We start from the raw sequence: 24,779 nt of genomic DNA on the forward strand, positions 1-24,779 counted from the left end.
GCTCTGAGAGCACGCTTTCGGGAACCTGTGATTCGTCTGAGAAACGCACAGGTGGCTCTCAGGTGGGGCGGGCACGGGACCCGGGCGGCACCCGTCAGAACAGCCCGTCCTGGAGCGGGCCTGCCGGTGCCCTGAACGCCCGGACCGGAACGGTGAGCCCGCCGTCCTCCCCTCCGCGGGCGACCAGCTCCCACCCCGTCATCAGCCGGGTGTCGAGGACGACCACCTCCCCCGCGGCCCCGAGATGCAGGTCGGGCCCGGCGGCGGCCACCAGTTCCCCGCTCACCACCCCACCGGCGGCCAGCTCGCTCACCTCCCCCACGGCCGCGGGCCCTCCCCCGTCCAGCCCGAACGCCCGCACGTGGTCGACGACCTGGCACGGCTCGCGCACCAACGACTCCGGCCACTGGGCGAGTCCCACGGCCCGCGCGTGCAACTCCCGCACGTCCTCCGCCCGTTCCGCCTCCCCCTCCGGCAGCGCGGCCCGCACCGCCCGCTTGGCGCCGTACGGGATCCGGTCCGGCACCCCCAGCGCCGCCCGCAACAGCTCCTCAGCCCGGCGTGCCGCCATCAGCGGCCCGGCGCCGAGCCAGCTGAAGCAGACCGCCCCCTGCTCCAGCAGCCGTGCCGACCCCCGCTCGACGGCCGTGATCCCGACCTTGACCAGGCCGGGCCCGAACCAGGCGAGGTACACGTGGTACGGCCGCGGGTCGTCGGCGACGGTATCGGCGGCGACGGAGTGCGCCCGGTCAAGCCGCCCGCAGGTCTCGCACCGCGCCCCGGTACTCCGCCCGGCGACGACGGCCCGCACCGGACAGGGGTTCCCCCGCGCCCCCACGCACTCCCGCACACCCCCTTCGACCACCCCGAAGGCGACCCGCTTCCCCCAGTCCAGCGCACTCCTCCGCCCCCCGTCCCACACCAGCTCGGGCCGCCCCGACACCCACCGCAGCCCCGAGCACTTCCATGTCCGTGCCATCACTCAGAAGCGTAGGCGGCCCCACTGACAACGCACGGTTCGGTCAGCGGCGTCGGGGGAGGGCTCAGCGACGAAGGAGCCGAGGCCGGGCTCGGTATAGGTCCAGAGGCACGCCACTCCGAGACCAGGACCACCGGGGACAGACAAAACCCCCACCCGAACCGAACAAGGTCCGTAACGTATCGGTCCGTGACGTCCTACGAACGGTGGTCCCTGGTCGCCTCCTTCGGCTCCCTGCTCGTCAGCGTCGTGGCGTTCGGCGCGCTGGCATGGCAGCTCCTGATGCTGGCGCGCGGTACGGCCCAGGACCACGACCGGCGCCGCAAACAGGCCACCATGGAGTACCTGACGGCCATCATGGACCGCAGGAAGGCCCTGTACGACGAGGGCATACCCGACGAACGCGACCACGCCGCCGTATCGGCCCTGATCAGCCGTGCCTTGGCGGGCGACCCCACGGCCGTCCACAGCCCCCGCGTCTCCCGCCCGGTGAGGGTGACGGTCGCCACCGCGGCGTCCCCGTCCTCCACCAGGAAGACGTCGCCGGCCTCCACGGCGCTCCGCAGCCGGTCCGCCGGATAGGGCCGTTGCCACTGGTCACTGCCGATCCGCGACAGCCACCCCGCGGCCTCGGTCCGGAAGGTCAGCAGCGTGTCCAGATCGCCCGGCTGAGCGGTGCCGACCCTCACCCCGCCCCGCCTTCCCCCTGACCAACCGCTCCCAGACCGCACATGCACGCGATCATGCACCGCCCCCAAGGGAAAGACCAGAGAGGTAGCCGCGGCGCACCCCCCGCGGAACGCCACCACCGAGACCGGTCACGAAAAGGTCACCTCGTTCACATACCCTCCACACACCTCACCGCGGGGCACTACGGTCACTCCACCCGAATCACCCTGGGGGGACCAGATGGCCAATCCGTACACCACACCCATGCCACCAGCGCCACGCCAGCCCGACAGCCGCCCGCTGCGGCGGCGCAAGCGCGTGTGGCTCGGCGGCTCGGGACTCTTCCTCGCGGGCGCGCTCATCGTCGGCACGGGGAACGACAGCGACCAGCAGGAGCCCGTAGAGGCAAAGGTCCAGCCCGCCACCACCGTGACCGCGACCGTGACGGCCACACCCGAGCCCGGTCCGACGGTCACCGAGACCGTCAAGGCCAAGGCCAAGACGAGACCCGCCCCCACGGTCACCGTCACCAAGACGGCCACAGTCGAGGCGGCCGACACCGACGCCGACACCGGTTCCGGATCAAGCGGCCAGGACACCGTCGGCACCTGCTCGATCGTCTCCGGCTCGGGGAACTGCTACTCGGCTGGCCAGTTCTGCCGCAACAGCGACCACGGCGCGTCGACGACCACCGCGAGCGGCACGAGGATCACGTGCACGTACAGCTCCAACGCCTGGCGCTGGACCTACAGCTGACCGCCCACCCCGACACCAACGCCAGGGGCCCCGGATCACTCCGGGGCCCCTGGCCTGCTGCGCACTCGGCAGGATTCGAACCTGCAACCTTCTGATCCGTAGTCAGATGCTCTATCCGTTAAGCTACGAGTGCTTGTGTTCTGTTTTTTTGCCTCCGCTCGTCCGCCCTTCCGGGCCGCTCGCGGCGACAGGAAGAACATTACATGACTGCCGCCGCCATGTGAAATCCGTTTGCGCTACCCATTGTGACCTGCGAAAACGCTGTTCCGGAGGGGGAGAACACGGAAGCCCCGGCGCTGGGCCGGGGCTTCGGGGTGACGCTGCGGAGGCGGAGGGATTTGAACCCTCGATGGGGGGTAAACCCCAAACCGCATTAGCAGTGCGGCGCCATAGACCGGACTAGGCGACGCCTCCAGCACAACCGCTCGCGCGAGCGCGATCGGTGCGTGCAGATGATGACACAGTCGAGCGGGGTGTCACCAATCGGCTCCCACGGTACTAGGCGGGTGGGCCGCAGGGCAAAGGCGTTCTCGTCGCCTTTCCGCCGGTGGGAGCGGGGGGAGGCTCCGATGGGGGTGTCCCGCGCAACGCCCGGCGTCCCGTCGCGTTAGGCAGGGCATGTCTCAGGTCATGTTCGTCGGCGCCCTGCGCCGTGTCGCCGTCGCCGTCAGCCTCGGAGCCGTCACCTTCGCCGCTCCCAGCGCGCACGCCCAGCACCTCGTCGACCACCTCACCGTCACGGTGCGGGACGCGGGCGGTGGGGCTGACGGGACGTACGAGGTGTACTGCCGGGGTGGGCGCGCCGAGCGGGGGTACGCCGGGCTGCATCCCGATCCCGGTGGCGCCTGTCGGGCCGTCGCGCGCGGCGCCAGGGACGGCGGCGGGGACGCCTTCGCCGCCGTGCCGCGGGGCAGTGTCTGCACGATGCTCTACGGCGGCCCAGGCACCGCGCGCGTCACCGGGAGCTGGGCCGGGCGGTCCGTCGATGCCGAGTTCGACCGGAGTGACGGGTGTGAGATGGCCCGGTGGGACCGGCTGGTGCCGCTTCTGCCCGATCTGCGCCGGTGAGGGGCCTTCCCCGGGTGACGACCGTTCCGTGGAGGTTTCGCGACGCCCCCGCGGAGGCCGCCGTCACACCGCCGTTCCCGCCCACCGCGCCGTGCGACCTCTCTCTCATCCAGCGTCGCGGGCACCACCGCAGCCCTTAGACTCCCTCGCGTGACACGTCGCGGGCCCCTTGGCAAGATGGCCCGAGCGGTCGGCTAGGTGCGGTAACAGGGAGGAAGCGTCTCGTGAGCAGCAGGCCATCCCGAGGCGCTGCTCGCCTCGCAGCCATACTGGACGCGCTGCCCGACGCGTTGGTCCTGGTCAACGCCAACGGCACGGTCGTCAACGCCAACACCATCGCGCTGGAGGCGTTCGAGACGCCCGGGACCGCGCTCGTCGGCCGTGGGCTGCTGGACCTGCTGCCGCAGTTCGACTCGAAGCTGATCCCGGGCTCCATGCGGCGGCCCGACCACATCGACCCGCGGGCCCGGACCAAGCCGACCCGGATGATGGCGCGGCGGACCGACGGGAGCGAGTTCCCGGTCGAGGTCACCAGCGCCAACCTGGAGAACCCGGGCCAGCAGGCCTACGACAACCACGGGTACGCCTCCGACGAACTGCTGATGCTCGTCGTACGCGATCTGTCCGGCACCGTCGACACCGAGGCCGAACTCGCCCGGTCGCAGCGGCAGACGGAGATGATCCTGCGGGCCGCCTCCGAGGGCGTGGTGGGGACGGACACCGACGGACGGGTCGTCCTCGTCAACCCGGCCGCCGCGCAGATCCTGGGTTACCGGGCCAGCGAGCTGGGCGGCAAGGAGCTGCACACGCTCGTGCTGCACTCCCGCGCGGACGGCTCGCCGTTCCCGTACGGGGAGTCGCCGCTCGCGGACACGCTGCGCTCCGGGCGCAAGCACCGGGTGCGCGGGCAGGTGGTGTGGGCGAAGAACGGCGACGCGCTGCCCGTCGACCTGACCACCGCGCCGGTGCGCGACGGGGACCAGCTGGTCGGCGCCGTGATGACCTTCACCGACCGGCGGCCGTACGACACGCTCGCCGAGGAGAAGGCCGAGCTGGAGGAGCGGCACGCGGCGGAGCTGGAGCGGCTGGCCGAGGAGCACGCCTCCGACCTCACCGCCCTGCGCCAGCGGCACGTCGCCGAGCTGGAGGAGCTGCGCGAGCAGCACGCCGAGGAGCTGGCGGCGGGCGAGGAGCGGTACGCCGCCCTCGGGGAGCGGGAGAAGGACCGGTACGAGGCCCTCGCCGGGCGGCACGAGCAGCTGCTGACGCTGCTCGGGCGGTCGCTGCGCGGGCCCCTCGACGAGCTGCGCCGTGAGCTGGCCGCCCTGGCCGCGGACGACGCCGGGCAGCTGTGGCCCGAGGCCAACCAGGTGCTCCACCACCTGTCGGCGGGCTACTCGCGGATCACCACCCTCATCGACAACGTCCTCGGCTACCAGCGGCTGGACGCGGGCGCCGACCAGATCACGCGGGCGAAGGTGATGCTGGACTCCGTCGTCGCCGCCGGGGTCGAGGGCGCCATCGAGCTGATCGGGCCGGGACGGGTGCAGTTCGCCGTGCACGCGCCGCCGATCGAGGCCGAGGTCGACTCCCGGCTGCTGGCCACCGCGCTCGCCCATCTCGTCGCCGACGTCGCCGGGGTCGACGCGACCGGCAACACGCCCGTGTCGACCGGCGGTTACCTGGACAACACCGTCGTCGTGGCGGCGGCGCAGCGCGGCGAGTCGGTGCGGATCGAGGTGCGTGGGCCGTACGCCGGGGGAGACGCCGTCCACGAGCCGATCGTGCGGGGGATCGTGCGGGCGCACGGCGGCGTGCTCCAGACGCACGAGGTGCCGGGGATGAGCGGGAACGCGTACGTCCTGGAGGTGCCGATCGGCGGCGGGGCCGGGGTCGTTCCGGCGCCTGAGCCCCGGGCCGGGGACGCGGTGGCCACGACCAGTGGTGGACGGCGGCGGGCCCGGCGGGCCTCGACGGACGCCTTCCTGGAGAGCGAGGTCCCGGGCGCGGGCGGCGGTGGCGGTGCCGAGGTGGAGGCCGTCGCGCCCACCGGGCGGCGGCGTCGGCGCGCGGCTGCCCCCGCGACGGCGGAGGCGGAGCCGGAGACAGCGGAAGCGGCCGAGGCGGCCGAGGTCCGGCTCCCCGCCCCGGCGGCCGGGAGCGGCCCGGCTGGCGGGGGTACGGGACGGCGGCGGGGTCGGCCCGCCGAGGACGCCGCGGGTGCGGCTGCCGCCCTGCCCGCGATCGCCGGGGCGCCCGACGCGTCCGGGGTCTCCGAGGGCGCCGTCGTCACCGCCGCCGAGCACGCCGCGGGCGCCGCGGCGGTGGGGACCGGGCTCGGCCCGACCGTCCCGCCGCAGGGGGTCCCCGCGGGCGGCGGGCACCGGCGCGCCGCCGACGCACAGCAGGGCGAGCCCGCCCAGGGACACGCACAGGGGCAGCCGCCGCGGGAGTTGGGGCAGGGGCAGCAGCACGCCCTGCCGCCCGCCCGGCCCGCCTCCGGTCCGGGCGCGGGCCCGGACACCCCCGGTTCCGCCGAGGACGCGGAGGCGACCGGGCGCCGTCGCCGTGCCCTCGCCGCGGCGCAGGAGCGGGCCGCCGCGCAGGAGGCCGGGCCGCGTACGGTGTTCGCCCTGCCGCCCGCCGACGCCGACCGGCCCGCCCCGGCGGCCGGGATGCCGGCGCCCGCCCCGGTGGCTCCGCCCGCGCCCGCGCCGATTCCGGCCCAGGCGCCCACCCCGGCCGCCGCCGCGGACCACGGGCGGCATGACGCCGTACCGCACGACCAGGGTGAGGACCACACGCCGCCGCAGCCGCATCCGACCAGCGCGCCCACGGGGCGTCGGCGGCGGGCCGTGACGCAGCCCGCGGCGGAGGCGGAGGCTCCCGTCGTGCCCGCGCAGGGGGTGCCCGTCGGGGCGCCCGGACATGCCGTCGCCCAGCCCGCCGCCCAGCCGGTCGCGCCACCCGCGCCGGGGCGGCCGCTGCCCACGGAGGCCGTCCCCGGCGGCGCGGGTACGGCCGTACCCGCGGCCCCCGTTCCGGCTCCCGCCCCGGCCGTCACCCCGACGCCCTCGGCCGGGACGCCGCTGCCGCCCGAGAACGCGCCCGCACCGCCCCGGGTCGCGCAGCCGTTGCCCGCCGAGGAGGCGGCTCCGGTGGACCCGAACTCCACCCAGGGGCGCGCGATCAGTGTGCGCACGCTGGGGCAGGGGGTGCCGTTCACGCGGCAGGCCGCGCAGGCGCAGCAGCAGGCCGGTACGCCTACGCCTCCCCCGCAGCAGCCGGGCGGCTCCGGGCGGCGCCGCAAGCTGGGGACGCCGCCGGACCCGGCCACCGGGCGTCCGGAGCCGGGAGCCCGGCCGCATCCCGGTCCCGCGTCGGACGCACCGCAGCCCCAGGCGCCGTCCCCCGCCGGGCAGTCGCGGCTCGTGCCGCCGCAGGCGTCCGAGGGGGCCGGACGGTCGTACGCCATAGGCGCGCCGGACAAGAACGCCGCCGAGGGGCCCGAGCCGCTGGACGGCCCCGGGGGCGCGGTCGAGGTGGCGGACCCGCCCCGGCCGCGGCCGATGGACGACGAGCTGCCGCCGGAGCCGCTGGACAACCCGCGGCGGCTGCTGGTGTGGCCCGCGCCGGACGTGACCACGCAGCAGGCGCTCAGCGACCGCGGCTACCGTCCGGTGATCGTGCACTCGCGCGAGGAGGTGGACTCGCAGATCGCGGCGTTCCCGGCCGCGCTGTTCGTCGACCCGCTGACCGGGCCGATCACGCGGACCGCCCTCCAGTCGCTGCGGCAGGCCGCGGTGGCCGCCGAGGTGCCGGTGATGGTGACGGCGGGGCTCGGGCAGGCGACGCGCGAGGCGGCGTACGGCGCCGATCCCGCCGTCCTGCTGAAGGCGCTGGCGCCCCGGGACAGCGAGCAGCATCCGCCCCGGGTGCTGCTGATCGAGGAGCACGCGGAGATCGCGCTGGCGCTGACGGCGACGCTGGAGCGGCGCGGGATGCAGGTGGCGCGGGCGGCGAGCGACGCGGACGCGGTGGCGCTGGCCGGGCAGTTCCGGCCGAACCTCGTGGTGATGGACCTGATGCAGGTGCACCGGCGGCAGCCGGGGTTCGCCGGGATCATCGACTGGCTGCGGGCGAACGGGCTGCTCAACCGCACCCCGCTGGTCGTCTACACCGCCGCCGTCGACCAGGCCGACCTGCCGCGGCTGGCGTCCGGGGAGACGGTGCTGTTCCTCGCGGAGCGGTCCACCAGCGACGAGGTGCAGGCCCGGATCGTGGACCTGCTGGCCCGGATCGGGACCAACTGACGTCCCGCCCGGTCAGCGGGGCGTGGTGATCCGGCGTGCCGCCTCCTTGATGGAGGTGCGGAGGCGGTCGCCGTCGGTGTCCTCCGCGCCGACCAGGATGCGTTTCATCTGCGGCACGACGGTCGCCCAGTTGGCCATCGCGACCAGCAGGAACAGCAGGTCGCGGGCGGGGATGGCGGCGCTCACGACGCCGCGGTCCTGGCCGTCCTGGAGGGCGGCGACCTTGCGGGCGTAGTGGGCCTGGCGTTCGTCCTCGTCGGGCAGTTCGGTGGAGCCGTACTCCAGGCCCTCCCAGAAGAGCAGGCGCAGCAGTTCGGGGTGGGCGGCGTGGTAGTCCATCAGCCGGTCCAGCCAGCCCTCGACGTCGTCGGGGTCGACGGGGACGGAGACCGCGAGGTCGATCATGCACTTGTCGAGGACCTGGGTGAACAGCTCGGCCTTGTTGCCGAAGTAGGCGTAGATCAGCTGCTTGTTGGCCCTGGCCGTGCTGGCGATGCGGTCGATGCGCGCGCCCGCGATGCCGTGCCGGGCGAACTCGTCGATCGCCGCCTGGAAGATCCGGGCCTTGGTGGCCTCGGGGTCCCTTGCTGCCATGGAGGACAGGGTAGGGCAGGAATGCCGGGAAGTAACTAACTGTTTGGTTGACAACGAGTGATCCTCAAGCGCAGACTCGTCAACCCACCGTCGGACCAACCAAATGGTTACTTGTGAAGACCCTCAGTAGCAGCACCAAGGGCCCTGACGCCTCCAGCCTCCGTCCCCCCGCCGCCCCGACCCGGGCGAGCGGACTCCTCCTCCTGCTCATCGCCGTGTGCAGCGCGGTCACGGCCGCCAACATCTACCTCGCCGCCCCGCTGCTCACCCTCATCGCCCGCGACTTCGGCTCGACCCCGTCCGCCGTGGCCTGGATCGCCTCCGTCGCACAGCTCGGGTACGCCGTCGGCCTGCTCTTCTTCGCCCCGCTGGGCGACACCGTCAACCGGCGCCGCCTGGTCGGCGCCCTGACGCTGGTCACCACGTTCGCGCTGGTCGCCAGCGCCGCCGCGCCCGGCACCGGCGTGCTCGCCGTGGCGGTGTTCGTCGCCTCCGGCGCGACCGTCATCCCGCAGCTCCTCATCCCGCTGGTCGCCGAACGCGCCCCCGCCGCGCGCCGGGCCCGGCAGGTCGCGGCGGTCATCGCGGGCCTGTTCACCGGCATCGTCGCCGCCCGGGTGCTCGGCGGGCTGGCCGGGCAGGCCTTCGGCTGGCGCTGGGTGTTCGCGGGGGCGGCCGTACTGACCCTGACGCTCGGACTGGCGACCGCGGCCGTGCTGCCGACGGCACGGCGGCCCCGGAGCGGCGGTCCGTTCTCCGGGATCGCCGCGCTGCCCGGGCTCATGCGGCGCTCGCCCGACCTGTGGCGGGCGTGCCTGCGACAGGCCGGGATGTTCGGGGCGTGGAGCGCGGTGTGGACCTCGCTGGCGCTGCTGCTGACCGGGGCGCCGTACCACCTCTCCACCGCGACCGCCGGGCTGTTCGGCCTCTTCGGACTCACCGCCAGCGCGGTGGCGCCGCTGGCGGGCGGCCTGGTCGACCGGTTCGGCGCCGCGAAGGTCGTGCGGTCGGCGTACCTGGTCGCGGCGGTGTCCGTGCCGCTGTTCTGGGCGGGCGGCCGGGCGCTGTGGGCGCTGTTCCTGGCGGCGGTCGCCGTGCACGCGGCGCTGGTCGCCTCGCACGTGGCCAACCAGACCCTCGCCCTGACGACCACCGACACCCCGGCCGCCGCCAACACCGCGTACGTGGTCTCCGGCTTCGCCGGTGGCGCCCTCGCCTCGGCCGCCGCGGGCCCCGCCTTCGGCCACTGGGGCTGGGGCGGGGTGTGCGCGGTGGCGGCGGTGTGGCTGGCGGTGGGGTGGGGGGGTACGGCCGTCCGAAGGCCGACGGACCGTGCGGGGGTCAGGGCCGAGGGCCGGGTGACGTCGTAGGCGTCAGAGCCGAGGGCCGGGTGACGTCGTAGGCGTCAGAGCCGAGGGCCGGGTGACGTCGTAGGCGTCAGAGCTGGGTGACGTCCAGCTCCCCCTGCGCGTACTGCCTGCGCAGCACCTTCTTGTCGAACTTGCCGACGCTGGTCTTCGGGACCGACGTGATGACCGTCCAGCGCTCCGGGAGCTGCCACTTGGCGATCCGGCCCTCGTCGGCGAGGAAGGCGCGCAGCGACTCGAAGTCGGTGGTGGCGCCCTCCCTGAGGACGACCGTGGCCAGCGGGCGCTCGCCCCACCTGTCGTCGGGGACCGCGACGACGGCGGCCTCGGCGACGTCCGGGTGGGACATCAGCGCGTTCTCCAGCTCGACGGACGAGATCCACTCGCCGCCGGACTTGATCACGTCCTTGGCGCGGTCGGTGAGGGTGAGGAAGCCGTCCGGGGAGATGGTGCCGACGTCGCCGGTCTTCAGCCAGCCGTCCTCGCTGAACTTGTCGGCGGGGCGGAGCGGTTCGGCGTCGGGTCCGTTGTAGTAGGCGCCCGCGATCCAGGGGCCGCGGACCTCCAGCTCGCCCGCGGACTCGCCGTCCCAGGGCAGCCGCTCGCCGCCGGGGCCGGAGAGGCGGGCCTCGACGCTGGCGGGGAAGCGGCCCTGGGTGAGGCGGTAGCCGAACTCCTCGTCGGTGCCGACCGCGTGCGCCGGGGGCCGGGCGATGGTGCCGAGCGGGGAGGTCTCCGTCATGCCCCAGGCGTGGCAGACCCGCATTCCGAGCGCGTCGAACGCCTCCATCAGGGAGGGCGGGCAGGCGGAACCGCCGATGGTGACCTGGGTGAGCGAGGAGACGTCGCGCGGCTTGGCCGTCAGCTCGGCGAGCAGCCCCTGCCAGATGGTGGGGACGGCGGCGGCGTGCGTCGGCTTCTCGCCCTCGATCATCTCGGCGAGCGGCGCGGGCTGGAGGAAGCGGTCCGGCATCAGCATGTTGACGCCGGTCATGAAGGTGGCGTGCGGCAGCCCCCAGGCGTTCACATGGAACTGCGGGACCACGACGAGCGAGGTGTCCTGGTCGGTCAGGCCCATCGACTGGGCCATGTTGACCTGCATGGAGTGCAGGTAGATCGAGCGGTGGCTGTAGACGACGCCCTTGGGGTCGCCGGTGGTGCCGGAGGTGTAGCACATGGCGGCGGCCTGCCGCTCGTCCAGCTCCGGCCAGTCGTACGTCGTCGGCTTGCCCGCGAGCAGTTCCTCGTACTCGTGCACCCGGACGTCCGCGGCTCCGGCGGCCTCGGTCAGCGGCGCGCGGTCGCCGACACCGTAGACGACGACGTGCTCCACCGTCTTGAGGTGCGGGAGCAGGGGGGTGAGGAGGGGGAGCAGGGTGCCGTTGGCGATGACGACGCGGTCGGCGGCGTGGTTGACGATCCACGCGAGCTGCTCCGGGGGCAGCCGGAGGTTGAGGGTGTGCAGCACCGCGCCCATGGACGGGATCGCGAAGTACGCCTCGACGTGCTCGGCGTTGTTCCATGCCAGGGTCGCCACCCGGTCGTCGCCGGCCACCCCGAGGTCGTCACGCAGGGCGTGCGCGAGCTGGGCGGCGCGGGCGCCGATCTCGGCGTAGCTGCGGCGGTGCGGTTCGCCCTCGCCTGTCCAGGTGGTCACCTGTGATGTGCCGTGGATCGTCGACCCATGGGTCAGGATCCTTGAGATCAGCAGTGGTACATCCTGCATGGTGCTCAGCACGGCGTTCCTCCCGGGCGACATTGCCTACGCGACCGCGAGCGCGGAGTGGGCACCTCGGTGTGGTGCCGGGTTCCTCCGCGGCGGTCATGGGTTGCGCTGATTCTGCGCGCATACCGCGCGGTATGTCACTAGTCGGGCGGATGATCGATCAGGTGTCGTGCTCGGACGGCCCCGGCCCGGACGGACTCAGGACCGGACGAACCCCAGCTCGGGGTCGTCGCGCAGCTTGCCGAGCGCACGGGAGACGGCGGACTTGACGGTGCCGACGGAGACGTTCAGCACCTCAGCCGTCTGGGCCTCGCTGAGGTCCTCGTAGTACCGGAGGACGACCATGGCGCGCTGCCGCGCGGGCAGCCGGGTGATCGCCCGCCACATGGCGTCGTGCAGCGCCTGCCGCTCCGCCGGGTCGCCCCCCGCGCCGGGCACGGGCTCCGGCTCGGGCAGCTCGTCGCAGGCGAACTCGTCGACCTTGCGCTTGCGCCACTGGGAGGTACGGGTGTTCAGCAGCGCGCGGCGCACATAGCCGTCGAGCGCGCGGTGGTCCTCGATGCGCTCCCAGGCGACGTAGGTCTTGGCGAGCGCGGTCTGGAGCAGGTCCTCGGCGTCGCTCGGGTTCGCGGTGAGCGAGCGGGCGGTGCGCAGCAGCACCGGCTGGCGGGCCCGAACGTAGCAGGAGAAGGACGGGTACGGCGCGTACGGGCGGGTCGGGTGGCTGCCGGACATCGTGGGTGTGGTCTGCCTCGCCGCAGGGGCGGCCTCCGAAGCGCTGGTGCAGACGGGTGTGGTCATGGCTCAACGCTAGGAGCGGTACCCGGGGGCGCGGATCGGCCGGAGGTCCTGAAGGCGAGTCCCCCTCAGGTTGTAGGGGTGGTGCTGGCTGCACCTCCTGTAGGTGGACGGGAGGGGGAGGGGTACTGCGGGTTGACTCATGGGTGACCCCTGAGGGACGACGCTTCAGGCTGGCCACCCTTGGGGGCATTAGGGGGATTAGGGGCGTATTGGGGGTCTTGGGGGCCAGGGAACAGGGGGCCTTGGGGGTCGTAGACCTTCGGACGCGCGGCGAGGGGATCGTCGTAAGACGCGGCGTGCCCCTCTTGGGAAGGTGGGCCCGAAACAGATAGCTGGCCGCCCGTCAGGTACGAACCACCGTCAAGCCCAGCCAGCAAGGCCGCCCACGCCTGTGCGGCGGCACCGAAGCACCGCCGCACAGGCTGACCTTGATCACCCCAAGAAGCACATCCCATCAGGAAGTCAGCTCACCACCACAGCGGCGAGAAGCTGACGGCCGTGTTGTCGTTGCCCTGGTTGACGGCCGTGAACGCGGAACCGTCGACCTGGGCGCTGTTGCTCTGGTTCGAGGCGCCGGAGCCGGTCGCCTGCTGCTGACTGGTGTTCGAGTTGCCCACGTTGTCGCCGCCGACACCGCTGCCGACGACACCCGCGAGGGCGTTGCTGACGGCCGCGCTCGATCCGTTGTCCGCGAAGGAACCGTTGTCAGCGGTCGCGGCACCGGAGAAGAGGGCGGCGGCGAGCGGCAGGGCGGCGACAGCGGCGATGACGCGGGCGGTACGGATGCTTGCCATGTGTGTTCCTCCAGAACCAGGGACGCGAAGGACGCGAGCGGTCTGCCCGACCGCGAACGCGTGAAGCAGGGCTGTCACCGAGGCAGTTGGCCGACCGCCTCGGTGCGGTGAGCACGACGTCGCGAGACCAGAGTTGCCCACCGAATCCCCTCTGAACTACCCCGGAAGCCATGATTCGCCCCCAAGCGTGATGACAAGTCGATAAACCCCTTTCGCCACTTCATTCCGCAACTCAGGACAGTCCGAGCAGCGGCGAACGACTCCACCCCAAGCGCCACAAGAGGTGAAGCGTTCCGGCACGTTTCCGGCCAACCTCCCCCTCCCGGCGAGTCGCCGCCCGGAACCACCCCTCCCCTCTTCCCTTCTTCGAACACGCGTACGAAACTATTCCCATGGCCACCACCGACCGGCAGGCCACCACCCTGGCCCTCGCCCACGCCCTGTCCGCCGCCGAACGCGGCCTGGCCGTCATCCCCCTGTCCCGCACCAAGCTCCCGGCCCTGCGCTCCCCGCACCGTGACGACCCGACCGCCCCGCCCTGCCACGGCGAGTGCGGACGCTTCGGCCACGGCGTGTACGACGCCTCCACCGACCCGCGCCGGATCCGCGAACTGTTCGCCGCCGCGCCCTGGGCCACCGGCTACGGCATCGCCTGCGGCCTGCCCCCGCACCACCTGATCGGCGTCGACCTGGACACCAAGTCGGGCACGGACTCCTCGACGGCCCTGCGGGAGCTGGCGCTGCGGCACCTCTTCACCATCCCGCCCACGGTGGTCGTCCTCACCCCCAGCGGCGGTCGCCACCTGTGGCTGACCGGCCCCCCGGACGTGGCGGTCCCCAACTCCGCGGGCCGCCTCGCACCCGGCATCGACATCCGCGGCGCGGGCGGCTACCTCGTGGGCCCCGGCTCCCGCACCGACCACGGCACCTACACCACGGCCCCCGGCACGGCCCACCTCCCCCCGGCACGCTGCCCGACGGCGCTGCTACGCCTGCTGCTCCCACCCCCGCGTCCACGCGCGGCGGCGAGCCGGACGACCGGCGGCCACGGTCAGGGCCTGGTCCACTTCGTCCAGGCCGCGCACGAGGGCCAGCGCAACACCCGTCTCTTCTGGGCGGCCTGCCGCGCCTACGAGAACGGCCTCGCCCCCGCCCTCCTCCCCGCCCTGGTCGAGGCGGCCCGCACCACGGGCCTCACCGACCGCGAGGCCCGTGCGACGATCGCCTCAGCGGCCCGCCTGACGGGCCACCACCCTCCGAAGGACAGGCCCTAGACAGAAGTCGCCCTCCATGAGCAGAAGGCGCTACGTCGCCCGCGGCGTCCCCGGCGGCTACCGCATCTGGGACCACAAGGGCCGCCGCTGGTGGGGCGACCTCTACGAACTCTGCCCCGACGACCTCCTGACGCAGCTGAACACCACGGCGGAGCCTGCGTGAACGGCCTCATCAGGTGCAGGTGCTCGGGGCCGTAAGCCCCTACCCAGGAGGTGCTGAGGGTATGGCAATGCCGACGGCCTCCGACCGTCGTACCTGGTCAGAGGCCGTTCCGCGCTGCGGTGGGTGTGGGATTTGAACCCACGGTGGCTCGCGCCACGACGGTTTTCAAGAGCGTCGCGAGTTCAGGAAGGGCAGCGCTCTGACCTGCACCGATGCGTCAAGCACTGAGAGCATCAGGAGCGTTGGCCCACGCATGGCCCACGGGCTCCCTGTTGGACACGAGACCGCTTCGTCCCGAAGCAACTCGGCCGCCGGGGTGTTCAACCGCAAGCGACGGCAGTCAGCCACGGCGACGGGCGCGCCGACTGACCAGGCGCGCGGATGCCTCGCTGCATCCCACCGGCCTCACTTCAGCCACGCTGCCATGCTGGCCACCAGGACAAGCCCTGCCAGCCAAACCGTGCTCGCTTCTCCAGCGAGCGACGACAGGCTCGATGTTCAGAGAGCGTGACACGTTTCTCGTTGCAGGAACGAACCAGTCACCTACGGTGTACATTCTGAAGTCGGGAGGTGTCATATCGTGATTCATTTGCCGGGCTGCAAATAGGTCACAAGTAAAGTAACGGCCAGCCCCACTCTAAAACGGAAGACTCTAATGGAGAATAACCACTCTTTCGCAGATACACACTTCTCTGGTGGTAGCGATGCGGCAGCCGACAAAAATTTCGGACGCCTCACACACTACTCAATCAGGGGACTTTTTGGTTCGTTCAACCATACGTTTCATCTTGAGCGAGATGAGCCGACGCTCCTGACCGGGGTTAACGGCACTGGAAAATCGACAGTTCTTCGAACCATTGAAATGGTCAGTTTGGGAAATTGGGCAGAGCTGACAAAGATTCACTTCGACAAGATAAACCTCCATTTCGAAAATGCCGATATTGAGGTACTGGGGGGCGAAAATAGTCTCACTGTTCGAATGGGGAGTAAAAATTCAGAGGGCGGCGAGTGGACGTTTGCTGACCCAAAGCCCATCCCTGACGATGACTGGTGGGTAGTACGCAATTTGATCACCCACCGCCGCCTCTCCGATGAAGCCATGGAATGGGCAGCAAAGAATCTGAGTCATGATCTGACAGACATCCTTCATGTTCCTGCAAATCAGGAGCGTCCCGGTTGGCTAAATGAGATCCCAGATTCGTTCCCGGCGCTTTTGATTTCCGACCGAAGGCTAACTGCAAACTCTCGCAGGATTCGCGCGAAAAAGCGCGGGTCCGGCGAGACAACTGATGTCCTGTCGGCCATCGAAGCGGCATTTGCCAATATTGACGACGAAGTACAGAGATATCGATCCCTTTATGCGACTAATTCGCAAAAGATGGACCGCGATTTTCCGCGCCGTGTGCTTTCAGCCATGCGCATCAGGGAATCTGAAGGGGAGGACAGGTGGAGCAGGGCGGTTCATCGGGACCTCATGAGACTCGACAAGCTACAGAGCGGGCTGTCCGCGACAGGCCTAGTAGATGCCGCAGAGGTCGAATATCCGCTCTCGGAAATGAGAATGGACACCGAAGCGGCACTGCCGGTGATTTCCACTTACTTGAAGGACACGATTAGTAAGCTTGCAACGTTCGAGCCCCTGAGGGAGCGACTTGAACCTTTTGTGGCTTTCTTGCGCCGACATTACAGGAATAAGGAAATCGGTATCCAGGATGAACATCTTCGCGTCAAATCGAAGCTGAGTGGCGAGGAAATTCCGCCAACTCATCTATCCAGCGGTGAGCAGCAGATCCTTATCCTAGCTCATAAAGTTCTATTCGAGACTGCTCCCGGGACGCTTGTCATGATCGATGAGCCTGAACTGTCACTCCATGTTCTATGGCAGTCAACCTTCATCGACGATCTGACGGAAATGTCCGCCGTCACGGGCTGTCAGTTCCTGCTGGCAACTCATTCCCCCACTTTGATTGCAGGCAGAAACGATCTTCGACGCTCTCTTGATGGATGAGGAATGCCCGAGTACCAATCAGCAGAAAGCCTGCTTGCCGATGCCGAGTTGCGCGCAGAAGGGCTTGGGGCAAATTCGGGAATCCTCGTAGTTGAGGGGCCTGACGATAAACGTCTTTTCGCGCGACATGCGATTGACATTACCCAAGTGCTTCCGGCGGGTGGCAGGAGACTGCTCCTCAGCGCGCATGAGAAAGCCTCAGTAGAGCAGAGATCAAAGATCGTATTCGTTACAGATTGCGACTACGAGGTTCGGCGTGGAAATCTCAAAGGGGCGCAAGGTCTGATCATTACAACGCTGACGGACCTGGAGAGTGATTTGCTCAACATAGGCCTCCTAGATTCCTTGGTCACCGAGATAGTGCCGCGTGCGCTTGATTCAGAAGAGGCCAAGAAGAGGATTAGCGACCAGGTTCGCCAAAGGGCTGAGGCGCTAGCCCTACCGCTAGGGAGGGTACGCATGGCCGCCCAGCCGCTCGGGGTGGAACTGAAGCTAGACGAATTGAAGCTGCACAGATACAGAGACTCGCGCACCGGCCAAGTGGATGCGCAAAAGCTAGTAGATGCATTGCATACCAAAGTGGCCGAACAGTTGAGCTTGGTGCAGTGGCGCCAGTTGGTAGCGGAAACACCCACGGATCGCGGAATGTGTCATGGAAAGGACCTGTTGCGGGCAGTTGCCGTCGTCTTCAAGGACGATCTCAGGGCAGGCACGATCACGGCTGACCAGTTGGCGCGAGACCTGCGGTTGAGCGCGGATCAAGGACACCTAGACGACTGGGATGTGGTCCGAAGAATCCGAGTGTGGCAGCGGGAGAACGGCAGATCGATCTTGCGATAGGCGAGTCGGCCACGTCCTACGGCAGGCACGGTACGACCTACCTTCTGATATGAAACGCCTGCATCTTGTCAGCGCGACACGGCGCTGGCCGGCTGGAGCGGGACAAGGGCAGAAGCGCAGGCCCGGCCGGGGGCCGGGGCGCGCGGGGATCGGAGCGAGCCGCCTTCATGATGTAGGGAACTGCTATCCGGTCGGCCGGTCGACGGCCGCGCGAATGAGCCGACTGATGAAGCCCGCCGCCCGGAGCCGTTCGTACGCCGCAGCCACGTCGGCGGGGACATCCATGCCGATCATGAATCCCTTAGGCGGGTACACCAGCAGCCGTTGTTGTGCTCCCACCAGCATGTCGACGACCAGCCGTGCGTCCCCGATTGCTTCGACATACTCCCCGAAGCTCATAGGCGTTGACGCGCTGACGATCTCCACTTCGGGCCAGAGCTTGCGGGCGGTGGCGTAGGCACGGCGTTCCTCGTAGGGCTTGCTCACCAGCAGCACGGAGGAGACGTCGACGCCCTGATCTGCGAGCAAGGCCCGGGAGTATTGGACGTTCTCGCCGGTGTTCCGGGCCCGGGGCTCCACCAGGATGGCGGAGGCCGGCACGCCCAGCTCGAGTGCGCGCTCGCGGTAGTGCTCGGCTTCGCCGCGCGGCATCCGGTCCTGGGTGGTCCGGCTGGTCGCGCCCGTGAAGACGATGAGCGGGGCGAAGCCGCGGTGGTAGAGGTCCGCCGTCGTGTCCGCCACGCCCAGGTCGTGACTGCCGAGACCGATCGCGACCGAGCAGGGGCGCGGTTCGTGCTTCATGAGCTGGAAGTCCCAGAGGAGTTGGGCGTCCTGCCAAGCCTGCTCCGAGATCACTGCGCCTCCCCCTCACTCTGTGCCGAGTCCGGCACCTTGAAGTCGTAGGACCACGCGAACCGGGATGCCGCGTGCACGCCGATGGCGAACTCGACGACGGTGCCGTCGGCCGTGAACGTCGTCCTGTGCAGCTCCACCACCGGCTCGCCGGGCGGGAGTTGGAGCAGCTTCACCTCGTCCGCCGTGGGGACGCGCGCGAACAGTTCCTCTCGCATGTGGTCGATCTCGTATCCCGCGTCGTAGAGGACGCGGAAGCCGCCGCCTCGGCCGGCGGGGCCGGGAGTCGGGTCGACGATGCGCGTGCCCTCGACGTGTTCAGGCCGGTAGTAGCTCGTGAGGGTGTGTGTCGGCTGCTCGCCTTCCTTCACGAGCCGTGCCCGCGCGTACACCTCCGCGCCTTCCGGTAGGCCGTGAGCGGCCGCGACGGCGGCCGGCGCCACGATCCGGCTGACTGTCTGGGTCTGGTCGTTGCGCTTGTAGGCCCGTCCGGACGCCACGCGGTCAGCGATGAACGCGACTTCGTCGCCGTCCCGCCACTTGACCTTGTCGTACCGCTCGATGCCGAGCCGCTTCAACGGCGCTTGCTGCCGTACAACGGTGCCGTGCCCGCGCGATGAGGTGACGAGTCCTTCGGCCTCCAACGCCTTGTAGGCAGCGTGAACCGTGGACTTCGACCCCTCGCCTGCATCGACCAGGTCCCGGATGTGCGGGAGCTGCTGGCCGGGCGCGTACTCGCCGTTCCGGATGCGCTCGGCAAGCCGGTCCGCCAGCTCTCGCCACTTCGGCGCCATTCGAGCCTCCTCTCATCGCGACCAGTGAAACACAGTCCCAGGACTGTTGACAGTCCTGGGACTGTGAGTGCACAGTCTCACTAGCGGTCACGCAGTCCCAGGACTACGAGGGATTGTGCGGCCTGCCACGCCCTGAGGGCTCCGTGAAACGGGCTCGAAGGAAGCGAGGGCTCTTTGACAACTGCATGGGGATCACGCCGCCTCTCCTCGGCCAAGTAGGCGGCCACGCGGGCTCACGCCCTCGTGAGGTACAGCGCAACCCAGCCTCTCCGCAGTCCCTCGGGCACTGCGGCCGGTTGCCTCCGCTGCTCGTCTCGTCACGAGCAGCGCTGAGGGGAGCCGGATTCACCCGCTCCAACGGCGCGCGGCCCCGGTGCAGCGAACACCGGGACCGCTGTTCGGGCCGTTCCACCTGCTAGGGAGAACACGACCCATGATGCACATCGCTGCACTTCAGACGGCCGTTACCGCCATCGGCCCCGACCGCGAGCCCACGGCCGCGGAGCTGGACGCGATCGAGTACGAGATGCCGCTCATCCGGGCGGAAGTCGAGCTGCTGGACGCGCAGATCAGCACCCTGGACCGCACGCCGTCCGAGCTGGACCGGCGGCGCATCCGCCGGGCCCGCCGCCGGGTGCTCGCCGCGCGGCGGGCCGTGGCCAACCGCCGTGGCGCCATCGCTCCGGGGGTGGCCTGATGGCGGAGGAGTTCACGGCGCAGCTGTCGCTGCGCGACGGCCGGTGGCGCCTGTACGTGGTGCTGCTGAACACCACCGAGCGCTGGCCTGACCACCCGTTCGGCCACGCGGTGCCGACGTTCACGGAACGCACGGACGCGCTCAGCGTGCTCGGCTTCGAGCCGGTACCGGGCGCCGAGTGGACGTGGACGGAGGACAGCGAGAACCCCGACGACCCTGCCTCGGCGGTCGTGCTGATCGCTGCTGTCCGGGTGCGTTCATGGGCGGGGGCGGGCGCGTGAACACCGAGCAGATCCGTTCAGCGGAACGCGCGCTGTCCGCCGGCACCTGGCTGATCGTGGCCGGGGCCATGCTCTACTCGATCCTCACCGTCACACCGCTCGCCGCCCGGCACACACCCGACGAGTGGGACTGGACGGCGCCGATCCTGCCGCTCGTGGTGGACGCCGCCGTCGTCATCGTGGTCCGCCTGGACGCGGTTCTGGCCCGCCTCGGAGGCGACGGCGGCAAGTGGCCGGTCGTCCTGCGCTGGATGACCGGCTGCATGACCCTGGCCCTGAACGTCGCGGACTCCGCCCTGAAGAAAGACCTGGTCGGCGTGGCCGTGCACGCGGTCGCGCCGCTGCTGCTGATCGTCACCGCGGAGACCGGACTCGCCTACCGGCGCGCCATCGCCACCGCCGTCACCGCCCTGGAGGACCGTAGGCGCGCCGAGCAAGAAGCCCGTGAGCGGGCGGCCTCCGAACGCCGGGAGGCCGCCGAGCGGCGGGCCCGCGAGGAACGCGAGCACGCCGCCGCGCTGGCGCGTGAACAGCGTGAACACGAGGCCCGTCTGGCCCGCGAGCAGACCGAGCGGGAGGAACGGGCCCGGCGGGAGGAACGCGAGCGCGCCGAAGCCCGCGAACGCGCCGAGCGGGAAGCCCGTGAACGCCGTGAGCGCGAGCTTGAACAGCGTGAGCGGGAGCGGCAGGAAAGCGAACGGGAAGCCGCCCGGCGCCGCGAGGAGGAACGCCGGGCCCGCGAGGAAGCCGCCCGGCGTGAACGTGCCGAGCGCGAGGAGAGGGCAGCGCGTGAACGCGCCGCACTGCTCGCCGGCGGACCCGCCGCCGAGAAGCTGCCCGAGGACCGGGCCCGCCGCATCGTGCTCGCCGCCTTCGAAGAGGGCCTGCCCGTGCGGGCCGCCGCCGAGCTGTGCGGCTGGTCCGTCGGGTGGGTCTCCACCCGCTACCAGGAACTGCGCGACACCACAGCGCCAGTTGAGGTGCTGACCCCGTAACTCCGCGCGCATCAAAGCGCGTTCTGCCAGCCCCACATCGGCAAGGCCCGGCCGTCAACCTTCCACAGTCCCCGGCCGGGCCCCTACTCCCGTGAAGGAGTGCACTCAGCATGACGGACACCACCATCACGCCGGTAGCGGTACCGGATGCTCCACCGGACGTAGCGCCCACCTCGTCCGACACTCCCGCCGCCCCGGCCGCCATCGAGGTGGCGCACACGCCGGGCGGGTGGCCGGTCGTACCGCTCGCGGTGAGCGGTACGAACACCACCGCCACACTGCTCGGGGCGGCCGCCCTGGTCGGCGGCCCGGTGGCGCTCGCGCTCGCCGCTACCGGCGCCGTCGTGGTCGGCACCGCGGCCGCCACCCGCAACCGCCGCGACCGACGGGGGTCCGCCCGAACCGCCACCACCCGCAACCGCGCGGCGGGCCAGAGCAGTTCGGCCCGGATGCCGCAGCAGCGGCCCACGAGCAGCCGGGCCGGAAGCGGTCGCACGGGTAGCAAGCCCGGCCGTACGACGGCCGACGGAAGTCACCGGCCCGGTAAGGCCGGTGTGCTCGGCAGGGGCGGACGCCGTACTGCCGACGGCATCAAGGCACCGACCCCGAAGAACGGCGGACGGCCCAACCGTCCCGCGGCGCCGCACGGTTCGGCCGCAGGCGCGGTTCGGGGCCGGATGGGGCAGGTCAAGGCACTGCGGGAGTCGGCCCGTACGGCCGCACCGTCGCGCGCCGCCCGCCGGGCGGAGACGGCCGGTGCCCGCCGCGCGGTCGCGGACGCCCGCCGCGCCGCCAAGCACCAGGCCCGTACCGCGTCCCTGGCCGGTAAGGGACCGATAGGCCGCGCTGCGGCCAAGGGACTTGGCACGGCGAGCGCGTCCCGCCGCAAGGCGGTCGACCGCGCTCGGGCGGTCCGGGACGGCAAGGCGGCCGGGCACGTCGCCCAGCAGCGTTCGGAGGTCCGCAAGGCCCCCGCCCGGCGGCGGGCGCGCAAGGCGCTGTGGCGTTCCGCCGCCCGCTTCCAGGGCCGCCGCCTGCTCGCGGTGCTGCTCGGGGCCGCGCTCGGAGTGGTCGGGATGGTCACCACGCCGCTCGGCCGGAAGCTCGGGTGGGCGTGGCTCCAGTACCCCGGCCGCCGCCTGTACCGGCGGATGACCCAGCACGCCGAGCGGGACCGCGAGAGCCGCGACGCGGCCACGCTCGCCGCGCTGCGGGACGAGGAGGCCGCCGCCGACGCCGAGGCGGCCGACGACGGCACCGAGCAGATCGGGGACACGGCCGAACGCCCCGCCGGCGTCCTCCCCGCCACCCCCAGCACGACGACCAGTGAAGGAGACACCGTGACCGGGTTCCGGTTCGAGGAGCACGCGGCGGAGATGGAATCCGCCGCGCAGCAGTACGACCCCGACAACGCCATGGAGATCCTCGCCATGGTCGAGGGCCTGCCGGCCGCGCTCACGAGCGTGGCGAACGTGATGCGGATCCTCGCCGAGCGCGCCGACTCCGAGTTCCCGCTGGAGAAGGAAGTCGCGGACGGCTTCAACGACATCTTCGGCGCGCTCATGTCGGCCGTCGCGGTCGCGGAGGACATGGGGCCGCTGTTCCGGCAGGCGCACCAGCAGGACATCGCCCGACACGAGGACCCGCGCAACGGGCCCGAGGCCGAGAAGGGATGGAACGTCTGAGATGAGCACGACCACACAGGCCGATACGGGCCCGGTGTGGGACTGGGCGGCCGGTCACGGACCCGTGACCGGCGCTCTGTCCGCCACCACCGGATGCCTCGCCGTTGCCACCACCGGAGCCGCCGCCGGGATGCCGCCCGGCTGGGTCCTCGCCGTCGGCGCCGCGGGCGCGATCGGCCACACCGTCACCAGCATCCGTGACCGCCTCGCCGCGCGCACCGTCGGGATGCGCGCCGCGTCCTGGCTCGTCGGAGCCGGGTGGACGACGTGGGCCATGGCCACCGGCCCGCTGTCCTGGGCCGCGCTCGGCTCGCTCGCCACCATCGGCGTGGGCATGGGGGCCGCCGCCCGGGCCACGCTGCTGCACGAGGAGGCGCGGGAGCTGGAGGCCATCGCCGCCGCGGAACGGCAGGTCGCCCGCGAGTTGTCCGCCGAACGCCGGCAGATCGCGGCGGAGTGGGTGGACCGTATCCAGCGGGTGTGCGGCGTCACCGTGCGCGTGCTCGCGGTCGAGATGTGGCCCACCGGGACCGGGTTCACCATCGACGCCGAGCTCCCGCCGGGCGGCATTACGTACGACAGGATCGCCCGGGAGTCCGCGCGACTGTCGGCGGACGCGCGGTTGCCGCACGGCTGCACCGCCACCGCGTCCCAGGGCATCGACCAGGGCCGCGTGCTGGTGGACGTGACCACCGTGAACGTGCTCGCCGCCGAAGTCACCTACCCCTCCGACTACGGGCCCCTCTCCCTGCACTCCGGGATTCCCTGGGGGCTGCGGACCAACGCCGACGAGATTCGCGCCTACCTGCGCGAGCAGTGCGCTCTGGTCGTCGGCCCGACCGGTTCGGGCAAGACGAACATGGTCCACACGATCCTCGCCGGGTTCGCCCGCGCGACCGATGTCCTGACGTGGGTGATCGACCTCAACGCCGGATCGGCCGGCCTTCCCTGGGTGCGGCCCGCGCTCGACAGCAGCGGGCAGACGGCCGACGGCATGCGGCCCGGCGTGGACTGGCTCGCCGCCTCCCACGAGGAAGCCGCGCTCATGCTGGATGCGGCGGTGCGGATCGCCAAGCACCGCAAGATGGCCTACCAGGACCTGATGTCCAAGGCGAACACGGATCTGCTGCCGATCAGCGACCGCATCCCGCAGATCATGATCGTGATCGATGAGGGCGCGGAGATCCTGGCCAGCAGCGACCGCGAGTCGCGCAAGCTCGCGGAGAAGATCCTGGAAGTGATCCGGATCGCCCGCGCCATGGGCATCCGCACCGTGCTGACCGCGCTCGGGGCCACCGGCGCGGTGCTCGGCAACCTGATGATCCGCCGCGAGGCCAAAGTGCGGGTCGCGCTCACCGGTGGCGAGACCGAGGGCATGGATCTGGGCAAGCAGTTCCCCGGCTCCCGCGGGCTGCGCGTGGACCAGGCCCCCTACAAGGGCGCCGGGTTCATGGGCACGCCCGAGTCCCCGGCCGCGCTGTTCAAGTCCTGGCGGATCCTGCCCAACCAGATCCGGGACATCGTCGCCGCCACCTCCGACCGGCACCCGACCCTGGACGCCACGTCCGCGAAGGCGGCCGGACCGGACTATGCGCGGCGCTGGGACCACGTCCGCACCGCGTGGATGCGCGACCACGCCGCCCCGTCGGCCACGGAGCAGGACCGGCAGCAGGGTCACACCGACGGACTGAACCTGTCCGCGCTCCGCGAGGAGCGGTCGGCGGATCCGCTGAGCGAGGACGAACTGGCGCGGAAGTTCCGCGAGCAGATCGACGCCCAGTTCGCCACCGCCTCCGAACCAGGACACCCCACCCGGGAACCCGAGCAGCCGCCCGCACCGGGCTTGAACCTGTCCGCGCTCCGCAACGAGGACAACGCCGCCCGGCAGGCCGCGCTCGCCCTGCTGCTCGCCGCCGGGCCCGAGGGCACCGGAGCGTCCGCGATCGCCCGCGCGCTCGCGGACGAACACGGCACCACCCGGCAGACCGTCGTCGGCTGGCTCAAGGCGTGGACCGAGGACGGCACCGCGGTACGGGTCGGCACCGGCACCAAAGCCCGCTACGTCCACCGCCGCCACGCACCCGGTGCCTCGCCCGAGGAGTGAACGTCCGCGGCTTGTCTCC

The 24,779-nt window shown here is 71.2% G+C and carries 21 protein-coding genes and 2 tRNA genes; 14 read left to right on the forward strand and 9 right to left on the reverse strand.

Annotation, left to right across the window (positions count from 1 at the left end; genetic code table 11):
* Positions 1–94 precede the first annotated feature (94 nt).
* On the reverse strand, positions 95–979 hold the full coding sequence (locus ABZ659_RS18765; protein ID WP_360220792.1) for a DUF2797 domain-containing protein: 885 nt from the start codon (positions 977–979) through the stop codon (positions 95–97).
* A gap of 189 nt (positions 980–1,168) precedes the next feature.
* Here ABZ659_RS18765 and ABZ659_RS18770 point away from each other — a divergent pair, with 189 nt between their 5' ends.
* A complete protein-coding gene (locus tag ABZ659_RS18770; protein WP_360220795.1) occupies positions 1,169–1,561 on the forward strand; it encodes a hypothetical protein in 393 nt (130 codons plus the stop codon).
* 327 nt (positions 1,562–1,888) lie between these two features.
* A complete protein-coding gene (locus ABZ659_RS18775) occupies positions 1,889–2,404 on the forward strand; it encodes a hypothetical protein (protein ID WP_360220798.1) in 516 nt (171 codons plus the stop codon).
* A 60-nt stretch (positions 2,405–2,464) separates the two neighbouring features.
* Here the strand turns inward: ABZ659_RS18775 and ABZ659_RS18780 are convergent.
* Both ABZ659_RS18780 and ABZ659_RS18785 read right to left on the reverse strand, forming a co-directional pair.
* A tRNA-Arg gene (locus tag ABZ659_RS18780) sits at positions 2,465–2,537 on the reverse strand.
* A gap of 190 nt (positions 2,538–2,727) precedes the next feature.
* A tRNA-Ser gene (locus ABZ659_RS18785) sits at positions 2,728–2,818 on the reverse strand.
* 204 nt (positions 2,819–3,022) lie between these two features.
* On the opposite strand from ABZ659_RS18785, the gene ABZ659_RS18790 reads away from it, so the two are divergent.
* Together ABZ659_RS18790 and ABZ659_RS18795 are read left to right on the forward strand one after the other, a co-directional pair.
* Positions 3,023–3,472, forward strand: a complete 450-nt coding sequence (locus ABZ659_RS18790) for a hypothetical protein (RefSeq protein ID WP_360220801.1) — start codon at positions 3,023–3,025, stop codon at positions 3,470–3,472.
* A gap of 224 nt (positions 3,473–3,696) precedes the next feature.
* Positions 3,697–7,785, forward strand: a complete 4,089-nt coding sequence (locus ABZ659_RS18795) for a PAS domain-containing protein (RefSeq protein ID WP_360220804.1) — start codon at positions 3,697–3,699, stop codon at positions 7,783–7,785.
* A 12-nt stretch (positions 7,786–7,797) separates the two neighbouring features.
* Here the strand turns inward: ABZ659_RS18795 and ABZ659_RS18800 are convergent, their stop codons facing one another.
* The gene (locus ABZ659_RS18800) at positions 7,798–8,379 is read right to left on the reverse strand and encodes a TetR family transcriptional regulator (protein WP_360220807.1); all 582 of its coding nucleotides are present in this window, start codon (positions 8,377–8,379) and stop codon (positions 7,798–7,800) included.
* Between the two features lie 113 nt (positions 8,380–8,492).
* Here ABZ659_RS18800 and ABZ659_RS18805 point away from each other — a divergent pair, with 113 nt between their 5' ends.
* Positions 8,493–9,749 carry an MFS transporter gene (locus ABZ659_RS18805; RefSeq protein ID WP_360220810.1) on the forward strand — a complete coding sequence of 419 codons (1,257 nt, stop codon included), beginning with the start codon at positions 8,493–8,495 and terminating at the stop codon, positions 9,747–9,749.
* Between the two features lie 67 nt (positions 9,750–9,816).
* On the opposite strand, the gene ABZ659_RS18810 is transcribed toward ABZ659_RS18805, so the two are convergent.
* The 3 genes from ABZ659_RS18810 to ABZ659_RS18820 form a co-directional block, all read right to left on the reverse strand.
* Positions 9,817–11,505 (reverse strand): long-chain fatty acid--CoA ligase, encoded by a 1,689-nt coding sequence (locus ABZ659_RS18810; protein ID WP_360220813.1) that lies wholly within the window; start codon positions 11,503–11,505, stop codon positions 9,817–9,819.
* A 165-nt stretch (positions 11,506–11,670) separates the two neighbouring features.
* The gene (locus ABZ659_RS18815) at positions 11,671–12,273 is read right to left on the reverse strand and encodes a SigE family RNA polymerase sigma factor (RefSeq protein WP_360220816.1); all 603 of its coding nucleotides are present in this window, start codon (positions 12,271–12,273) and stop codon (positions 11,671–11,673) included.
* Between the two features lie 467 nt (positions 12,274–12,740).
* Positions 12,741–13,067 carry a hypothetical protein gene (locus ABZ659_RS18820; RefSeq protein ID WP_360220819.1) on the reverse strand — a complete coding sequence of 109 codons (327 nt, stop codon included), beginning with the start codon at positions 13,065–13,067 and terminating at the stop codon, positions 12,741–12,743.
* Positions 13,068–13,459: 392 nt separating this feature from the next.
* Here ABZ659_RS18820 and ABZ659_RS18825 point away from each other — a divergent pair, with 392 nt between their 5' ends.
* The 4 genes from ABZ659_RS18825 to ABZ659_RS18840 all read left to right on the forward strand — a co-directional run bounded on the left by ABZ659_RS18825 (position 13,460) and on the right by ABZ659_RS18840 (position 17,352).
* Positions 13,460–14,341, forward strand: a complete 882-nt coding sequence (locus tag ABZ659_RS18825) for a bifunctional DNA primase/polymerase (RefSeq protein ID WP_360220822.1) — start codon at positions 13,460–13,462, stop codon at positions 14,339–14,341.
* A 16-nt stretch (positions 14,342–14,357) separates the two neighbouring features.
* Positions 14,358–14,504: a hypothetical protein gene (locus tag ABZ659_RS18830; RefSeq protein WP_360220825.1), complete on the forward strand. Its 147-nt coding sequence runs from the start codon at positions 14,358–14,360 to the stop codon at positions 14,502–14,504.
* Positions 14,505–15,159: 655 nt separating this feature from the next.
* The gene (locus ABZ659_RS18835) at positions 15,160–16,512 is read left to right on the forward strand and encodes an AAA family ATPase (protein ID WP_360220828.1); all 1,353 of its coding nucleotides are present in this window, start codon (positions 15,160–15,162) and stop codon (positions 16,510–16,512) included.
* Between the two features lie 3 nt (positions 16,513–16,515).
* Positions 16,516–17,352 carry a hypothetical protein gene (locus ABZ659_RS18840; protein ID WP_360220831.1) on the forward strand — a complete coding sequence of 279 codons (837 nt, stop codon included), beginning with the start codon at positions 16,516–16,518 and terminating at the stop codon, positions 17,350–17,352.
* 183 nt (positions 17,353–17,535) lie between these two features.
* Here the strand turns inward: ABZ659_RS18840 and ABZ659_RS18845 are convergent, their stop codons facing one another.
* Both ABZ659_RS18845 and ABZ659_RS18850 read right to left on the reverse strand, forming a co-directional pair.
* Positions 17,536–18,207, reverse strand: coding sequence for a YdcF family protein (locus ABZ659_RS18845; RefSeq protein WP_360220834.1), 672 nt, complete (start codon positions 18,205–18,207; stop codon positions 17,536–17,538).
* A complete protein-coding gene (locus tag ABZ659_RS18850) occupies positions 18,204–18,998 on the reverse strand; it encodes a GntR family transcriptional regulator (protein ID WP_360220837.1) in 795 nt (264 codons plus the stop codon). The genes ABZ659_RS18845 and ABZ659_RS18850 overlap by 4 nt, the downstream gene beginning before the upstream one ends.
* A gap of 433 nt (positions 18,999–19,431) precedes the next feature.
* Here ABZ659_RS18850 and ABZ659_RS18855 point away from each other — a divergent pair, with 433 nt between their 5' ends.
* The 5 genes from ABZ659_RS18855 (at position 19,432) to ABZ659_RS18875 (ending at position 24,760) form a co-directional block, all read left to right on the forward strand.
* Positions 19,432–19,695: a DUF6284 family protein gene (locus ABZ659_RS18855; RefSeq protein ID WP_189780965.1), complete on the forward strand. Its 264-nt coding sequence runs from the start codon at positions 19,432–19,434 to the stop codon at positions 19,693–19,695.
* Positions 19,695–19,976: a DUF6303 family protein gene (locus ABZ659_RS18860; RefSeq protein ID WP_189780964.1), complete on the forward strand. Its 282-nt coding sequence runs from the start codon at positions 19,695–19,697 to the stop codon at positions 19,974–19,976. The genes ABZ659_RS18855 and ABZ659_RS18860 overlap by 1 nt, the downstream gene beginning before the upstream one ends.
* A complete protein-coding gene (locus ABZ659_RS18865; RefSeq protein ID WP_189780963.1) occupies positions 19,973–20,971 on the forward strand; it encodes a DUF2637 domain-containing protein in 999 nt (332 codons plus the stop codon). Before ABZ659_RS18860 ends, ABZ659_RS18865 begins: the two co-directional genes overlap by 4 nt.
* Positions 20,972–21,081: 110 nt before the next feature.
* A complete protein-coding gene (locus tag ABZ659_RS18870) occupies positions 21,082–22,656 on the forward strand; it encodes a hypothetical protein (protein WP_360220842.1) in 1,575 nt (524 codons plus the stop codon).
* Position 22,657: 1 nt separating this feature from the next.
* Positions 22,658–24,760: a hypothetical protein gene (locus ABZ659_RS18875; RefSeq protein WP_189780961.1), complete on the forward strand. Its 2,103-nt coding sequence runs from the start codon at positions 22,658–22,660 to the stop codon at positions 24,758–24,760.
* Positions 24,761–24,779: the final 19 nt, after the last annotated feature.

The organism is Streptomyces sp. NPDC006997 (genome assembly GCF_040635175.1).
Lineage (GTDB): Bacteria > Actinomycetota > Actinomycetes > Streptomycetales > Streptomycetaceae > Streptomyces.

Bases quoted from the DNA above. Each gene is read 5' to 3' on its own strand.
- ABZ659_RS18855 (WP_189780965.1), top strand. From the start codon at position 19,432: ATGATGCACATCGCTGCACTTCAGACGGCCGTTACCGCCATCGGCCCC.
- ABZ659_RS18800 (WP_360220807.1), bottom strand. From the start codon at position 8,379: ATGGCAGCAAGGGACCCCGAGGCCACCAAGGCCCGGATCTTCCAGGCG.
- ABZ659_RS18830 (WP_360220825.1), top strand. From the start codon at position 14,358: ATGAGCAGAAGGCGCTACGTCGCCCGCGGCGTCCCCGGCGGCTACCGC.
- ABZ659_RS18810 (WP_360220813.1), bottom strand. From the start codon at position 11,505: ATGTCGCCCGGGAGGAACGCCGTGCTGAGCACCATGCAGGATGTACCA.
- ABZ659_RS18815 (WP_360220816.1), bottom strand. From the start codon at position 12,273: ATGACCACACCCGTCTGCACCAGCGCTTCGGAGGCCGCCCCTGCGGCG.
- ABZ659_RS18775 (WP_360220798.1), top strand. From the start codon at position 1,889: ATGGCCAATCCGTACACCACACCCATGCCACCAGCGCCACGCCAGCCC.
- ABZ659_RS18840 (WP_360220831.1), top strand. From the start codon at position 16,516: ATGCCCGAGTACCAATCAGCAGAAAGCCTGCTTGCCGATGCCGAGTTG.
- ABZ659_RS18790 (WP_360220801.1), top strand. From the start codon at position 3,023: ATGTCTCAGGTCATGTTCGTCGGCGCCCTGCGCCGTGTCGCCGTCGCC.
- ABZ659_RS18870 (WP_360220842.1), top strand. From the start codon at position 21,082: ATGACGGACACCACCATCACGCCGGTAGCGGTACCGGATGCTCCACCG.
- ABZ659_RS18875 (WP_189780961.1), top strand. From the start codon at position 22,658: ATGAGCACGACCACACAGGCCGATACGGGCCCGGTGTGGGACTGGGCG.
- ABZ659_RS18835 (WP_360220828.1), top strand. From the start codon at position 15,160: ATGGAGAATAACCACTCTTTCGCAGATACACACTTCTCTGGTGGTAGC.
- ABZ659_RS18825 (WP_360220822.1), top strand. From the start codon at position 13,460: ATGGCCACCACCGACCGGCAGGCCACCACCCTGGCCCTCGCCCACGCC.
- ABZ659_RS18820 (WP_360220819.1), bottom strand. From the start codon at position 13,067: ATGGCAAGCATCCGTACCGCCCGCGTCATCGCCGCTGTCGCCGCCCTG.
- ABZ659_RS18765 (WP_360220792.1), bottom strand. From the start codon at position 979: ATGGCACGGACATGGAAGTGCTCGGGGCTGCGGTGGGTGTCGGGGCGG.
- ABZ659_RS18850 (WP_360220837.1), bottom strand. From the start codon at position 18,998: ATGGCGCCGAAGTGGCGAGAGCTGGCGGACCGGCTTGCCGAGCGCATC.
- ABZ659_RS18860 (WP_189780964.1), top strand. From the start codon at position 19,695: ATGGCGGAGGAGTTCACGGCGCAGCTGTCGCTGCGCGACGGCCGGTGG.